At 43.5% G+C, this 16,163-nt stretch carries 14 protein-coding genes and 1 tRNA gene; 6 read left to right on the forward strand and 9 right to left on the reverse strand.

Going from position 1 to position 16,163, the window contains the following annotated elements:
- Positions 1–221 precede the first annotated feature (221 nt).
- From QS795_RS16225 to lptM, 7 genes are all read right to left on the reverse strand, one after another.
- Positions 222–1,010: a hypothetical protein gene (locus QS795_RS16225; protein ID WP_286270030.1), complete on the reverse strand. Its 789-nt coding sequence runs from the start codon at positions 1,008–1,010 to the stop codon at positions 222–224.
- A 213-nt stretch (positions 1,011–1,223) separates the two neighbouring features.
- On the reverse strand, positions 1,224–3,386 hold the full coding sequence (gene uvrD / locus QS795_RS16230) for a DNA helicase II (RefSeq protein ID WP_286270032.1): 2,163 nt from the start codon (positions 3,384–3,386) through the stop codon (positions 1,224–1,226).
- Positions 3,387–3,450: 64 nt separating this feature from the next.
- Entirely contained in the window at positions 3,451–4,167 is a 717-nt protein-coding gene (gene yigB, locus QS795_RS16235) for a 5-amino-6-(5-phospho-D-ribitylamino)uracil phosphatase YigB (RefSeq protein WP_181477687.1), read from the reverse strand.
- On the reverse strand, positions 4,167–5,096 hold the full coding sequence (xerC, locus tag QS795_RS16240; RefSeq protein WP_286270033.1) for a tyrosine recombinase XerC: 930 nt from the start codon (positions 5,094–5,096) through the stop codon (positions 4,167–4,169). Before xerC ends, yigB begins: the two co-directional genes overlap by 1 nt.
- Entirely contained in the window at positions 5,078–5,782 is a 705-nt protein-coding gene (locus tag QS795_RS16245; protein WP_154603078.1) for a DUF484 family protein, read from the reverse strand. The genes xerC and QS795_RS16245 overlap by 19 nt, the downstream gene beginning before the upstream one ends.
- 27 nt (positions 5,783–5,809) lie before the next feature.
- Entirely contained in the window at positions 5,810–6,634 is an 825-nt protein-coding gene (gene dapF / locus QS795_RS16250) for a diaminopimelate epimerase (RefSeq protein WP_181478845.1), read from the reverse strand.
- Positions 6,635–6,655: 21 nt separating this feature from the next.
- On the reverse strand, positions 6,656–6,835 hold the full coding sequence (gene lptM, locus QS795_RS16255) for an LPS translocon maturation chaperone LptM (protein ID WP_036948849.1): 180 nt from the start codon (positions 6,833–6,835) through the stop codon (positions 6,656–6,658).
- A gap of 217 nt (positions 6,836–7,052) precedes the next feature.
- Between lptM and cyaY the strand changes: the two genes are divergently transcribed.
- Complete coding sequence (cyaY, locus tag QS795_RS16260; protein ID WP_006658190.1) at positions 7,053–7,370, forward strand: iron donor protein CyaY; 318 nt, start codon at positions 7,053–7,055, stop codon at positions 7,368–7,370.
- Between the two features lie 80 nt (positions 7,371–7,450).
- On the opposite strand, the gene QS795_RS16265 is transcribed toward cyaY, so the two are convergent.
- Positions 7,451–10,042, reverse strand: a complete 2,592-nt coding sequence (locus QS795_RS16265; RefSeq protein ID WP_286270036.1) for a class I adenylate cyclase — start codon at positions 10,040–10,042, stop codon at positions 7,451–7,453.
- A 615-nt stretch (positions 10,043–10,657) separates the two neighbouring features.
- Here QS795_RS16265 and hemC point away from each other — a divergent pair.
- The 5 genes from hemC to QS795_RS16290 all read left to right on the forward strand — a co-directional run bounded on the left by hemC (position 10,658) and on the right by QS795_RS16290 (position 15,279).
- A complete protein-coding gene (gene hemC / locus QS795_RS16270; protein WP_272522583.1) occupies positions 10,658–11,602 on the forward strand; it encodes a hydroxymethylbilane synthase in 945 nt (314 codons plus the stop codon).
- Entirely contained in the window at positions 11,599–12,354 is a 756-nt protein-coding gene (locus QS795_RS16275; RefSeq protein ID WP_286270040.1) for a uroporphyrinogen-III synthase, read from the forward strand. Before hemC ends, QS795_RS16275 begins: the two co-directional genes overlap by 4 nt.
- Before the next feature lie 3 nt (positions 12,355–12,357).
- A complete protein-coding gene (gene hemX, locus QS795_RS16280) occupies positions 12,358–13,623 on the forward strand; it encodes a uroporphyrinogen-III C-methyltransferase (RefSeq protein WP_318626641.1) in 1,266 nt (421 codons plus the stop codon).
- Between the two features lie 2 nt (positions 13,624–13,625).
- Positions 13,626–14,825 (forward strand): protoheme IX biogenesis protein HemY, encoded by a 1,200-nt coding sequence (gene hemY, locus QS795_RS16285; protein ID WP_286270042.1) that lies wholly within the window; start codon positions 13,626–13,628, stop codon positions 14,823–14,825.
- Between the two features lie 223 nt (positions 14,826–15,048).
- Positions 15,049–15,279: a hypothetical protein gene (locus QS795_RS16290; RefSeq protein WP_286270044.1), complete on the forward strand. Its 231-nt coding sequence runs from the start codon at positions 15,049–15,051 to the stop codon at positions 15,277–15,279.
- Positions 15,280–16,050: 771 nt separating this feature from the next.
- On the opposite strand, the gene QS795_RS16295 is transcribed toward QS795_RS16290, so the two are convergent.
- A tRNA-Pro gene (locus tag QS795_RS16295) sits at positions 16,051–16,127 on the reverse strand.
- Positions 16,128–16,163: the final 36 nt, after the last annotated feature.

The raw sequence follows: 16,163 nt of genomic DNA on the forward strand, positions 1-16,163 counted from the left end.
TATACTTTATTAGCGGAAAAAATTAAAATAAAAAACGTAAATCTTGATGATTCAACAACCGTATCGATGATTAATCCTAAAAGGAGAAGTTTCTAAATATAGGAGTTCAAGTAAAATCTATCGTATTGATACTAAAGAAAATGAAGATCACTATATGAAATTCATTAAGGATGCTCAACATAACCATCGAGCATCCTCAACTAATCGACAAGACGATATCGTTAGTGTGTTATTCCACACATTGCCGTTCTGCCGATGCAACCTTTAATATGACTGATAGGTTTTTGATCTAATATTGGTGTATCAATACTCGACGAAGCATTACTCTCATAAGCGGGTTTAAATCCTGCAATTTGTTCGCTAATCAAGACACTTTCGCTCTGCGCTCCATTCATCAAGCTCTGCTTCTCAAGGAACAGTAGATTTTGTTTTTGCTGGATATAATCATGAGTGAGCTCTTTTTCTAACGCTGCAATCTCAGCTAAAGCGTTATTAATATGCTCTGATTCATTATTCAGCTTCACAATATTTCTGATAATGGATGGAGGCAACGTATGCTTATAATTACTTGAGAGTTTTTTAGATACCTTTGTCACTAAAGCTTGCTCTCTTTTAGCGTCTAGAACCGCCTCACGTTGACTATCATTGATATGCTGATTAAATGCATTATCTCGCACATAAAAAGCATCATTGCGTTCACTATAATTAAATGATTCTTTATCTTTCAAGATGATATTTTTAGTCTCTGAAATAGAGTTCGCAACACGATTATATTTATCCTTGAATAAATATAACTTTGCATCTACCGAAAACATTTTCATATGATAAGCATTTACTATTACATTCGATGATTCAGAATGATTGGACTGATATCCAGATATCTCTTTATTTACCTGCTTTTCTAATGAAAGCTTTATGTTTTTAATCTTATCGATTCGATTTTTTACTGTTTGTAATAAACCTTGTAACCTTTCATATTTAGCACTATTCACGTCAAAATCCATTTTCATCTATCATTTCTCCATCAAATAAAATGAAAATAAATGATATTACAATGATTTTTGAATGACTAATTTTCATTTAATATATTAGAAAGTGAAAATATAGATAAAATAAATTCAAATAAAAATTATTTCCACTCAAATTAATTAATCAATTTTCATGCTGTAAGAAATAGAGTAGAAAGTACAATGCCATTTCTACTCTATTTTAAATGATGGTAATTAAATATTTTCTAACCGCGCATAAGACGCTACCAGCCACTTAATCCCTTGCCCTTGGAAGGCAATTTGTAAACGGCAATGTTCTCCACTACCTTCGAGATTAATAATCGTGCCTTCACCGAATTTAGGGTGCATCACTCGCTGCCCTAGCGCATAACCAGAATCATTTTGGCTAATCGGTGTACCAAGACGTTGATGGCTAACAGGACGTGAAACCGTGGCTCTTAATCGAACTTCCTCCACACACTCCGTCGGCAGTTCTCCAATAAAACGTGAAGGACGATGGTAAACTTCCTTACCATATAAACGGCGGCTTTCTGCATAAGTAATTGTCAATTTCACCATGGCACGGGTGATCCCCACGTAGGCAAGACGGCGCTCCTCTTCTAAGCGCCCACTTTCATCCATCGACATTTGGCTTGGGAACATACCTTCTTCCACGCCCACCATAAATACGACAGGAAATTCCAGACCTTTTGCTGAGTGCAGCGTCATTAATTGCACCGCATCTTGGCTGGCATCCGCTTGACTATCTCCAGATTCCAATGCCGCATGGGATAAAAATGCCTGCAATGGCATCAAATCTTGGTCTTCATCTTGATAGCTAAAATCGCGGGTTGCGTTGACCAACTCTTCCAAGTTTTCAATTCGCGCTTGAGCTTTTTCGCCTTTTTCTTGTTCATACATGGCACGCAAACCAGAATCATTGATCACTCGGTCAGCTTGTACATGCAGTGGCATCTCTTGGGTCTCTTTAGCTAGCGCATCGATTAACTCGAGGAAACGCTCGATAGAGCTTGCCGCGCGTCCACCAAGAACTTGCTCGCGAAGTAAGTACTCACAACTTTCCCATAATGTCAGTTGCTGATCTCGAGCAGTCTGGCGAACGGTATCCAACGTGCGCTCACCAATCCCACGAGTCGGCGTATTCACCACACGCTCAAAAGAGGCGTCGTCGTTACGGTTAGCAATTAATCTTAAATAGGATAAGGCGTCTTTAATTTCTTGGCGTTCAAAGAAGCGTTGACCACCGTAAATACGGTATGCCATCGCCCCTTGAATTAACGCCTCTTCCATTACACGGGATTGGGCGTTACTGCGGTAAAGAATGGCACAATCTTGCAGCGCCCCCCCATTTTCATGCCACTGTTTAATCCGCCCAACCACATAGCGGGCTTCATCCAGCTCATTGAAAGCGCAATAAAGGGAAATTGGCTCACCATCTCCACCTTCCGTCCATAAATTCTTACCTAGACGGTCGCTATTATTGGCGATAAGTGTATTTGCCGCTTTCAAAATATTATTGGTCGAACGGTAGTTTTGCTCGAGTCGGATAGTTTGTGCACCGGGGAAATCATTCAAGAAACGCTGAATGTTTTCAACTTGAGCGCCACGCCAGCCATAGATTGACTGGTCATCATCGCCAACAATCATGACTTTGCCAGTTTCACCCGCTAACACGCGGATCCATGCATATTGAATGCTGTTGGTATCTTGAAACTCATCTACCAAAATATTGGTAAAACGCTCGCGATAATGTTGAAGAACATGAGGTTTATTCAGCCATAGCTCATGAGCACGTAGCAGTAATTCGGCAAAATCCACCAGCCCAGCGCGATCACAGGCTTCTTGATAAGCTTGATAGACTTTCAGCCATGTCGCTTCGACTGGATTACCATAGCTTTCAACATGCTGGGGACGTAGCCCTTCATCTTTTTTGCCGTTGATGTACCACATTCCCTGACGAGGTGGCCATTGCTTCTCATCAAGATTCATGGCTTTAAGCAGACGACGAATCAAGCGGTATTGGTCATCACTGTCTAGAATTTGGAAATCTTGCGGCAGATTCGCATCCAAATAATGCTGGCGAAGTAAACGGTGCGCGAGACCATGGAAAGTACCAATCCACATACCGCCTTCGCTAGTACCCACCAACTGATTGATACGATGACGCATTTCTGCGGCAGCTTTGTTGGTAAACGTCACGGCCATAATTGAAAACGGAGAAGCATTCTCCACTGACATCAGCCACGCAATGCGATGTACCAATACGCGTGTTTTACCACTACCCGCCCCTGCGAGCACCAGTAAATTAGTACGCGGGGCGGCAACCGCTTCGCGCTGTTTGTCATTAAGACCTTCGAGCAGATATGAGACGTCCATAGTTACCATCAAAGCAAGACAGTAGCGGCTATTACCACCACTGTATTTTTATACAGAGAAAGGATTATACCAATGACAAGAGAGAATCCAACCGACAAATTTCCACATGAGGCAATATGCGCCCCTCTTTCTCATCCATTAACGTCATATGATCCACGTTGAACCAGCAAGCTTGCATACCGCTATTAATCGCCCCTTCTACGTCTGTCAGCAGATTATCCCCAACATGTAAAATGGCACTCGGCTCGATATTCAAGCGTGTAGAGGCAAGATGGTACATATCGCAGCATGGCTTAGAACGCCCATCAGGCCCAGCTTTTAATACAAACTGAAAATATTGCCCCAACCCACAGGCTTGCGGCTCTGCGTTTCCATTCGTAATCGCCACCAGCGGTAATTTTTCGGCTAATTTTGCTAGCGTTTCATGGGTGGATTGCGGGACATGAATTTGATTACGCCAGTAGGTAAAGTGCGCCATAATATCGTCTGCACCTTTGAGGGCATCCTCTTTACTATAACCATAGTGGCACAGCATCATTTTCGACGATAACCAGCGCCAGCGGGTAATATCATGGCGAATATCCGGCTCTTGTTCTTCCACAAGATAGCGAAATGCATAAATATCATCGTTCGTAAAATGATCAAAACGCGGGTCATATTCACGAATAAACCGTAAAACTTCTTCTTCCGTTTTATCAATCACGGGATGGTTGTCGTACAACGTATCATCCAAATCAAACGTCATCGCTTTGATGGGTGATAACGGACGGTAAAAGTGCATTAAGATTTCTCCCTCTTCGCTCGCGGATGTGCCACATCATAAACATTAGCGAGATGTTGGAAATCAAGATGGGTATAGATTTGGGTAGTAGAGAGATTAGCATGACCTAATAACTCTTGAACCCCACGTAAATTACCACTTGATTCGAGAATATGAGTTGCAAAAGAGTGACGTAATTTATGGGGATTTATATGGCTATTCACCGCTTGCTTGATACCCCACTGTTCAAACCGCTTTTGCACATTGCGATTCGAGATACGCTTACCACTTTTCGTGGAAATAAATACCGCGCCATCGACAGGCTCGTACAATTCACGCATTTCAAGCCAGCGTTTTAGCCAGCTCACTGCCGTTTTTCCTAGGGGAATTTTGCGTTCTTTGCTGCCTTTCCCCATCACCCAAACCTCACCTAAATTGAGGTCAAGGTGCTTCACATCCAAACCAACCAGTTCAGAAAGACGTAATCCCGCGCCATACATCACTTCCAGCATGGTTCTGTCTCGCACCACGAGCGGGTCGCCACTGTCCATGTTCAACAGTTGGGAAACTTCGTCCACATCCATATTTTTCGGCAGACGTTTTTTTGCTTTAGGGGCATGAATGGTTTTAACTGGATTTGCCGGTAGCTCGCCTTGCTGCACCATCCAATCACAAAAACTACGTAGCGCGGAAAGCCTTAATGCCATGCTCGCTGCTTGCAAGCCTGTTCGACGACTCTTCGCGGCAATATTGCGCCCCACCGTCATATCCAGTTGCTGCCATTGGCTCACTTTCAGTTCACCTAAAATTTGGCAAACCGAACCTAATTGGCGGCGATAATTCGTTATCGTGACCGGACTTAACCGGCGCTCAACGCGGAGATAACGCAAGAAGGCTTCCACTTGAATCATCAGCCCTTCGGGCTGAATGTCTACAGGCGTTCTATCCATTGACATAATAACCTCGGTAGAATTTGAGCCACTTTTTCCAGCATTACTGTGCCCATGCCATGTTGATAGTGTTCACGGTCACGGCTGGTAAATATCACCATACCGGATTCCCCATGATGCCCAAACAGCGAAATCGCCACTGAGCCCACATTTTGGGCATCCGGAAGTAAAAGCTGGAGCTCAGGGCCATTTAGTCGACCAAGATAATTGAGGTTATCCCCAAAACGCTGAATACGTACGGGTTCAAAAACGCGGCGTGGGAGCACCAATTCGTAGGCATCCAATGGTGCAGATAATCGCCAGCTATCACTAAACAGGCGTACAGAAGCCCCCGATAGCCCGAGCTTTTTAGCCCAGCGATTCAACACAAACAGCATCTCCCGCAAGCTATTTGCGGAAGACATTTCAATGACGAGATAAAGAAGCTCATCGAACAGTTGCCCATTTTCATGGGCTTGTTCCACCATAAAGCGGATGTCCTGTTCGAGATTTTTGATTTTTTGACGTTGACGACTCATCACCAATTCAGGAAGCGAGATAGCCTCCTGCACGGCATGAGGAACCTTGATATGTTCAGCAAGAGACACATTGCGAATAAAGAAATAAGGGTTCTGTTTTAAATATTGCACCACATCTTGCTCATCAATTAACTGAGCAATCTCTGGCACTTGTTCACGCTTATCCATTATTCCCCTCTTTACACTCAATCAAGATTAAATTTGGATCACTCCATCATAAACATGGGTCGCGGGCCCTGTCATATACAACGGTGATCCGGGGCCTTCCCAACTAATATCGAGGGAACCGCCCGGTAAATCAACACGAACACGGTTAGCTAATAAGCCCTGTCCTACTCCCACGGCAACCGCGGCACATGCACCACTCCCACACGCTTGAGTTTCCCCCGCACCACGTTCATAAACACGTAAGCGAATATAGTCCGCGCTAACAATTTCCATAAAACCAATGTTGGCACGTTCAGGGAAGCGTTCGTGGCTTTCTAACGCAGGGCCTAAAACCTCCACTTCAGCGGTTTGCACGCTGTCCACTTGTACCACACAATGCGGGTTACCCATGGAAACAACACCCGCAAACACTGTACGTTCTTGTGCTCGAATAATATAGGTCTTTTCCGCTTTCACGGCACGAAACGGGACGTTTTGCGGTTCAAAATCAGGCTCGCCCATATTCACACAAACATCATCATTTTCATTAATTGTGAGAGTCATACGCCCAGATTGGGTGCTCACTTTAATTTTCTGCTTGTTTGTCAGACCTTTTAAACGGACAAAACGTGCAAAACAGCGTGCTCCATTGCCACACTGTGCAACTTCACTGCCATCTGCGTTAAAAATACGGTAATGGAAATCGAGATCAGGATCATAAGGGGCTTCGACCAGTAAAAGCTGGTCAAAACCGACGCCAGTATGCCTATCCGCTAAACGGCAAATCAGTTCAGGTGAAAAATAGACGTTCTGAGTGACGCCATCCACCACCATAAAATCATTGCCTAAGCCATGCATTTTTGAGAACTGCAATTCACGTTCCATAACAGAGGCTTACTGTTTGGTCGCTGCAGGCTCTTGGTTCGAGCTGCTTGGAGCTTTAGGTTGCACGTCAGATTTAGCAGGCGCTGCTGCGTTGTCTTCAGGCGGAAAATACAACGGCCCTTTTAAGCCACAGCCAGAAAGGGTGAATAAAACGAGAAGTGCGCTAAGTCCAAATAAACTTTTTTTCATTATGATGTTTCGCCTGTAAGACTAAATTTTGCAATTTGATATTTCACACAGTAACAGGTGTCGCTTTTCAAATCACGCCTGTTTATCAAACATATTAATATTATATACGTTAAATAATTCAAATGGCATCTCACAAGTAAGATGTGCGCCGTTTGACCCCTGAACACATTCAACCCTATAATTTCGCCTAAATAAAAGTATAAACAGGAAATACATCATGAACGATAGCGAATTTCATCAGTTAGCAGAGCAATTGCTCAGCTCGATTGAAGAGCATTTAGATAATTACGATGGCGATGCGGATATTGATAGTGAAATTAATGGCGGCGTCATGACCTTAAGCTTTGAAGATGGCAGCAAAATCATCATCAACAAACAAGAAGCCTTCCACCAAATCTGGTTAGCAACCAAACAGGGTGGCTATCATTATGATTATAAAGATGGAAAATGGATTTGTGACCGCTCCGGTCAAGAGTTTTTGTCCATGCTGGGCAATGCGATTACCTTCCAAAGCCACTTCCCATTCTCGTTCTAAACACGCGCATCAAAAATCACAGACAGAGTCTATAACTTACTCTGTCTGTTTTTTATCATCAAAAAATCAGCATAATAAAATTAATAGTATTGAGCATGCTGTTTAGAATGGTCTAGCTGTTCAGACTGGTTTAATTGTGGTGCCGAGGGATATTCATCGTCCTCTTCATCTTCAGTAAATGACCAAGAGGCATCAGAGAAGACAATAACTTGTTTTTTACCGTCTTCTTCCACAATTTGATAAAACTGCGGCAAATTGAAATTGATAAAGTTAGCACCGTAGGTAAAACGGTCATGGGAGGAAGAGTAGAATTTACTGACATCGCGCACCAGCTCTTCTTTGGAACCTTCACAATGAGAGTAAATTTCCACGCGATTCGCTTCATCCAATACGTAGATATTAAACCCTGTATTATCGGACGTATTCTCAAAGAAAAACTGCACAATCCCTTCACTGGCATAGCCATCCACAACCGCAGGAAGATGATTATCCCCTTTTGCTTGTAATTTTACCGGCCAACCATGCAGCTTGTTATGGGAGATTGCGCCGTAGAACTCAACGGCATTTTCGAGTTTTTGTACAGAGACGTTTAAACGTTCAAAGAACAGACCCCATGTTTGCCCTGCAATACGTAATGCCTTAAAGCGACCAGGTTCATGGCGATTACTGGATAAGCGCAATTCAATGCATTCAGACACTAATTGCTGTACGCGAGTACGAATAAGCCCACGTAAATGCTCGCTATAACAGAATACTTCAACCGCTTCTGGTGGTGCCGCATCTTGATGCATTTTACCGAGGATAGTTTTCAGCGCTTCTAGCATGCACTGCTCACCACTGAAATGCAGGGTACGAACCTCATTCCATGAATTGCGATACAGAAGATCGATGCTGCTTATCAAACACTGCTGAGATTCACCAAAACTGAAAATATCCAGTTTTCTGAAATCCACATGCACCACCTGCTCAGAATAGACCTGTGTCGGGTCTTTTTCTAAGTTAACGATAATCGCTAAGTGGCGAATTTCACACGGGCTATACAGTGCTTTAGGGGTTGGTGCAGGCAATCTTATTGGAAAATGGCTCGATACATCATGCATTAATTCCAGTAACTTACGTTCATCACATTGGGATTTACCATGATGCATATGGACTTGCGTATTTTCAGTCAGTAACCCATTAAAATAGGCCCATGCCACCAGCTTATTCAAATAGCGGTTATATTCTAACGGTTGATGACCGATAATCGTGTCAATTTGCGGCGCTTGGTTATACAGATACCAGCCACTACGATTTGCGCGCCCTTCTGGCACATAAATAAATGTCAGGTGCTCTTCGCTAAGATCCGGTGAAATTTGTGGATTGACTAACGTCACTTTACCCGGTAAAGCTTCAAACGCAGCATATAACTTACGGGTTAATACCCCAATATCTTGTGGGCTAGCACTAACACTTAAATTATTACGACGGGCAAATCGAATTAAGTTACGGTAGCTTTGCATCATCGTATCGAGCAACTCATTATGCGCTTCACGCACACGCTCAATTTTCCACTGGCTACGCGCATCTAACAACGCCAGACGCTCGGCGCTCCATCCCCACGACTCCACTAACTGGGACAGCACATCACGGCGCCAACCGGAACATTGGTCACCTTCATCTTCAGAAAGTTTTTCACAGACTTTTAAATAGAAACAGCGACGAATTAAATCCAAACGCGTGGAATCATTAATTTCAATCAGATAACGGGTAACGCGCTCCAACATCAAACAGTATGAATCCAATCCATAACAGACGATTTCACCGGCATGTAAATGGCGTTTAAACTCCAACGCTAACAACTTGCCGTGCGGATAATCCCAAGAGTAGGACTCCAGCAAAATACTTTTCAACACCGCTTTATACGGGGAATCGACGCTTTTATATAGCTGCCACAAACTGGCACCAAAGTATTCCGCGGCTGACAATTCACCGAGGCCGCCTAAATCCAGCCATTCGTTCGGTGTCAGTACCCCTTGAGCATACAGCCCCATGACATATTCGTCATAATGTTGCTCTTCTTCAACAGGCACCATTGTCCATAACAGACGTTTCCCAGCCATACGTACCGCTGTACGGTAAAACTCATCCAGCAATAAAATATGTTGTGTGGAACCACAATCTTCACCACCAAGATGCCCACTCGCATTATGGCGAAAACGATTTTCATCGATTAAAAATACGGTGACATCAATGCCCAGCGAGGCTGCCCACTGTTCAATTAGCGTACACTTTTTCTGTAAAGATCGTTTTTCTTCATTATCTAACCAAGAAGGATGACAAACCCACACATCAATATCAGAGCAGTGGCTTTGCCCCACAGAGGAGGTACTGCCCATTGAGTAAATGCCTGTAATTGGCAATTCACCATTAGCTTGGTTGTTTGTGGATAAGAAGCGTTCGAAAGGTTGTAACCATTTGAGTTGTTCTGCATCTGGCGAGAAGAAACAGACGCCATGAGGGACGTTGCCTTCAATATAACCCGGCATCATTGGATGATGATAATGAAACAAGACCGGCAACAAGCTGTAAACCTTCGAAAAGGTTTCACTCATAGAAGCCGTCGCGCGTTCCAACCGTAATTGGTTTATCGCATCAAGTCTTTGCTTTAAAGTTTCAATATAGAGGTACAAAGGTTACGCCTGACTGAAAGAATGTAATGACAAACCTGGGGAATTTTCCCAGCACCCAACAGATAGAGAAAAACTTAAATTACTTTTCAAAGGGATTGTCGGAAACGTGATCAATTTAACACCTTGGAGCAAAAGGGTAAAGTAGATCACATAATTTTTCCCGTCTATTTTTAGTACAAATTATTTTTCAACATATTGTATAAAAAGACTTTTTATTTTTGCATCGCGGAAATATCCCTTGTTTTTCAATGGAATAATATCACCATCATGGATTGTATAACAAAAAAGCAGCCTTAATCTAAATTCAGCCCAGTGCTGGCAGGGTCTACGCTTACACGCTTCAACAAAATTCCTGCAAAATAATGCCTATTGCAATCCTAAAAAAGCACGAATAGCTAAAGAAATTTGTTATGTAGATCCTTTTTTAAGTCATTTTTTTCCAAGAAGCTCACAAAAAAGATGTAAAAAAGCGAACTTAACTTGATACATCTCATTCGTTCTTTCTTCTTATATTGCTCATTCTGCGACCAACTGGAAAAATTACCGCTAACATGTTAAAACTAACGCCAATTGTATGGTTAATCTGCGGCGATATTCGCCTGAGAAAACAGTGAAATGACATCAACAAATATCGTGCGTATCGCAACGCGTAAAAGCCCTCTCGCTCTATGGCAAGCTTATTTCGTAAAAGCAGAATTAGAGCAACGCCATCCCGGCTTACAGGTAGAGTTAGTTCCAATGGTCACCAAAGGGGACATTATTTTAGATACCCCATTAGCGAAAGTCGGTGGAAAAGGTTTATTCGTCAAAGAATTAGAGCTAGCTTTACTTGAAGGTCGCGCGGATATTGCCGTTCACTCGATGAAAGACGTGCCTGTAGAGTTCCCAGAAGGGTTAGGCTTAGTCACCATTTGTGAGCGCGAAGACCCACGAGATGCCTTCGTTTCCAACCATTATGCCAATATTGATGCACTCCCTGCGGGCAGCATCGTCGGTACATCCAGCTTACGCCGTCAGTGCCAGTTACGAGAATTACGTCCAGATTTAGTTATCCGTGACCTACGCGGCAACGTCGGTACCCGCCTGTCTAAACTCGACAATGGCGAATACGATGCCATTATCCTTGCGGTGGCAGGTCTAAAACGCTTAGAACTCGATGAGCGTATCAAAGCCGCACTGGAGCCAGAGCAATCTTTACCCGCTGTTGGACAAGGCGCCGTAGGTATCGAATGTCGATTAGATGATCAACGGACCCGTGACTTACTCGCAGCATTGAATCACGATGAAACCTCCGTGTGTGTCCTTGCTGAACGCGCAATGAACATGCGCCTTGAAGGTGGTTGCCAAGTCCCTATTGGGAGCTATGCTATTTGGCAAGGGGATAAAATCTGGTTACGCGCGCTCGTCGGTGCCCCAGATGGTAGCCAAGTCATTCGTGGAGAACGCTTAATCGCGCCTGCCGACGCAATCCAAGCCGGTATTTCTCTCGCGGAAGAGTTGCTTGATAATGGTGCTCGGGAAATTCTCGCGGAAGTCTATAAAGGCAATGCACCCGCATGAGGGTTCTTGTTACTCGCCCAGAGCCATCAGGCTCCGCGTTGATAACAGCCATTAATGCTACAGGGGGGCAGGCTTATCCGGCTCCCTTAATTACGATTGAAGCAGGTGCACAGCTCAACACTTTGTGCTCTCGCTTAGATGGATTATCGGAAAACGACCTCGTCTTTCTTTTATCTAAAAATGCCGTCTGGTATGCAAATTTAGCATTGGAACAAACAGGACGAGACTGGTCAGATAAGTTATCCTACTATGGTATAGGACAATCTACAGGTCACTATTTTCAGCAACTAACAGGACAAACTATCCGTTGGGCTGAAGCAGGAGAAACCAGCGAGGTGTTACTCACCCACCCTGGCCTGCAAAATTTAGTGGGGAAACGAGCCTTACTCTTGCGAGGTAATGGCGGTCGCGAACTCCTTGCCTCAACACTACGCACCCGAGGTGCAGATGTTGATTACTGCGAATGCTACGCAAGGCGACCTGTACACTATGATAAAACTGAGTTTAACCAAACTTGGTTTAACACGGATATCACCGACATTGTGGTGACAAGCGGTGAAATGTTGACCCTACTTAACGATTTGATTGCTGAAAATCTGCAACAATGGTGGTATTCCCGCCGACTACTGGTTGTCAGCGAACGAATTGCAGAAAAAGCCCGCCAAAGTGGGTGGCGTCGAGTCTGTGTGGCAACTAGCGCAGATAATCACGCTTTACTTGAAGCATTAATTTCAACCGATATGGGATGCTAATTTATGACGGAACAAGACAAAATTACCGATACTGTTAATGATGAAGCGGTGACAGAGAAAAAAGAAACTCGTCAGCCGACGCCTTCATCCAAACAGAAACGCCCTGGTCTTGCAGTCAGTGCGATCGCTATCGCCATTATCGTCGTCATGGGCGGCGGGATGTACTACTTTACTCAGCAAAGCAATGCACAATTGGTTCATGACAATAACCAACTGAAACAACAAGTCAGTGAATTAGTTGAACAACAAAATGCCGATAGGCAACGTGTGGATGCGCTTATCGCGACCAACACAGAGCTGAAAAACCATGCGCGTGATTATGAAGATCAACTCAACCGTCGCATGCAAGAATTACAAGCTCACGTCACGGCACTTTCCAGTTCGGACGTAAAAAACTGGCTGATTGCCCAAGCTGATTTTATGGTGAAAATGGCTGGCCGCAAATTATGGAATGACCATGATCCTGTTACCGCTGCCGTACTACTCAAAAGCGCAGATACCAGTTTAGCGGAAATGAATGACCCGAGTTTGCTGGATATTCGTAAAGCTATCGCCAATGATATGAACAAGCTAGCTGCCATCAACCAAATTGACTATGACGGCATTATTTTGCGTTTGAATCAACTCAGTAATGATGTCGATAACTTACGCCTCGCTGATTTAAATAATGGCGATGCGCCAGAAGATACCGGCACTGATGTCAGTGACGATATTGCAGACTGGAAAGACAACCTCGCACGCAGCTGGAAAAGTTTCACAAGCGATTTTATCACCGTGCGCGCTCGTGATGGATCTGAAGCCCCATTGCTAGCCCCAAACCAAGATATTTATCTGCGTGAAAATATTCGCTCCCAATTGCTCATTGCAGCCCAAGCTGTACCGCGTTATCAAGAAGAGACATATAAACAATCTCTCGAACAAGCTTCTACGTGGGTACGCGCTTACTTCGATGTGGACGCACCAGCCACTAAAGCCTTTTTGACGGAACTCGATGATTTAATCAATCAACCGATTGATGCCGATATGCCTGAAGCTTTAGAAAGCCAAGCGAAGCTGGAAAAAGTGATGCAAACGCGAGTACGTAATTTATTATCTCAAAATCCAGAACCGACTGGCGTTTCCGAGGATGCCGCGCTTGAGGCAGTAAAAGAAGCCGATAAAGCCGCCGACGAGGCAACGGCTCCTGCAGATACGCAAACTAACAAACCGGACGTTGCCGTCAAAGCTCCCGTAACGGATGCGGCAAACGCCCCTGAGCATAAGGGGTGATCATGATTAAAGTCTTTGTTCTCTTTATCGTCCTGATTGCTGGCATTATCTTGGGTCCTCTATTAGCAGGGCACCAAGGCTATGTATTTATTCGTACCGATAGCTACGATATTACGACCAGCGTCACCAGCCTTGTGCTGTGCTTTATCCTGTTGCAATTTGTTCTGTTATTCCTTGGATGGTGCTACCGCCGCTTTATGAGCACCACCTCACGGACAAAAGGCTGGTTCAGTGGCCATAAATATCAGAAAGCACACACTCAAACTCAAAAAGCCTTGCTCAAATTAGCTGAAGGAGATTTAGAGCAAGTTGAGAAATTAATGAGTAAGCACGCTGATTTCTCTCAGCAACCAGTGATTAACTACTTGATGGCCGCAGAAGCCGCCCAGCAACGTGGGGATAGTTATCGTACCCATCAATATTTAGATAGAGCGGCTGAAGCCGCAGGTAAAGATCAACTTCCCGTGGATATTAGCCGTGTTCGCATCCAATTGGCGGAAGGCGAAATTCATGCTGCCCGTAATGGCATCGACAAGCTACTCGACCAAGCACCACGTCACCCAGAGATTTTACGTTTAGCTGAACAAGCATACTTAGGTACTGGAGCATACCAAGCGCTCATTGAGCTGCTGCCGATTATGGCGAAAGTCCAATTACACAATGAAGATGAACTGGAAGCGTTAAAACTCAAATCGTACAAAGGACTCATGAACCAATGTATGGCTGAAGGTGGTAGCGATGGTTTGAAAAATTGGTGGAAAGCTCAGCCGCGTAAAGTTCGCCATGAAGTCCCTTTACAAGCTTTCTTAGCTGAACATTTAATTGAATGTGGTGATACGCGCAGCGCAGAAAAAATGATCATCGATGGATTGAAGCAGCAATATGACGAACGTCTATTGTTGTTGATCCCGAAATTACAGAGCGAGCAGCCTGAAGCGATTGAAAAAATACTGTTAAGCCTCGTCAAACAATCTGGCGCGACGCCATTACTCAATAGCACATTAGGGATCCTTGCACTTCAACATGCCCAATGGGAAAAAGCAGAAACCTACTTTAAAGCCGCATTGGCGCAGCGTTTTGATGCCTATGATGCTGCTTGGTTAGCCGATGCTTATGACAAGCTACACAAACCGAATGAAGCAGCGAAAATTCGCCAAGAGGCGCTCACTCACTCCCTCAAGCAAGAGCGAGCAAAAGGATAAATTTTTAATTCATTCATTAAGCTTTGATCTAAAACGCCTCCTAATCCGAGGCGTTTTTTATGTCTACAGTTTGGATCTTTACTATTTATCTCAAAAAGATAGTCTCTGAGAGCGTCACTTTTAGCGAATCGAGGCAAACCGCATATTGCTATGTTATAAAAGGGTCACATAGTGTATAAATAATCGTATACATTTTCGTTTTGAATGAATTCAGGATAAAGATATGAATGTAGTGAAAACTCTCTGGCGTTGGATTGTAGCGAGCCAAAATCGTTTACAGATCTTTTTTGACCTGCTACTTCTGGTTTTATCCCCGTTTATTTTTATTTCGATCATTGGCTTCAATACTGCCGATCTGAATAAAGATATCTTTATTATTACCTTTATTATTATTGCCTATACCTATGTGACTCGCTGGATCAGCAAGTGGTTAAGCAAAGAGAAAAAAGCGTAAGCGAGAAGATAATGTTTCTTTCCTAATGCTCATCAGGTTAGGAAAGAACATGACAACCCAAGATTGATACAAAAAAAACACCTGCCGAAGCAGGTGTAAATAACAATCAGGTCTACAGACGGATGGTGCCTCACTCAACGTTTCGCCCGTTCGCTGATGGTAAGAGGATTAACTCTTGATCATCTAAATTGGACAATAGGCACCGATAATCGGCTTTGCGTCATCCCTGGGTTTATGAAGCAAGGCTGTCATAATAAGTGGGATGAGCATCTACATAATAGATAATGCAGAATGCGTGCCAACTTTCAAATCACCCAAAATTTTTCTTTTTTCAACCCGCAACTACCCTGCTTTTAAACGATATTTTTATTTCTTACTTATTGTGATTTTTTAATACCTCATTCTGACTAAATTCCATTCTGTTCGATTCAGCTATTTTGTCTCAATTTAGAGACAGCTTAGAATGCCTATTAATTTCCCTATATAAATCAACCATTAAAGTGTCTCTTTTTGACGACATGGAAATAGGGGTTTGTATCGGATCTGCGACAAATATTTTTATTGATTAAAAACATAATGTTATAAACACATTCAGATAAGAACCATTCTTGTTAAAAGCGATACCGGAGATATCAGAATAAAGATAATAAAAAAACAGATTCAAGGATAAAGATAAGAAGATAAGAATACGGAAGGGAAAATAACCAAGTTAAAAATGATTACAGTTTTAAAATGCAAAAACCCCGCTCGATTGAGCGGGGTTCTTTAAATTGGTCGGCGAGAGAGGATTCGAACCTCCGACCCACTGGTCCCAAACCAGTTGCGCTACCAAGCTGCGCTACTCGCCGAAATTTAACTGCTTAAGGCAGTAACTCGACATCATT

The organism is Providencia zhijiangensis (genome assembly GCF_030315915.2).
In the GTDB taxonomy this organism is placed as follows: Bacteria; Pseudomonadota; Gammaproteobacteria; order Enterobacterales; family Enterobacteriaceae; genus Providencia; species Providencia zhijiangensis.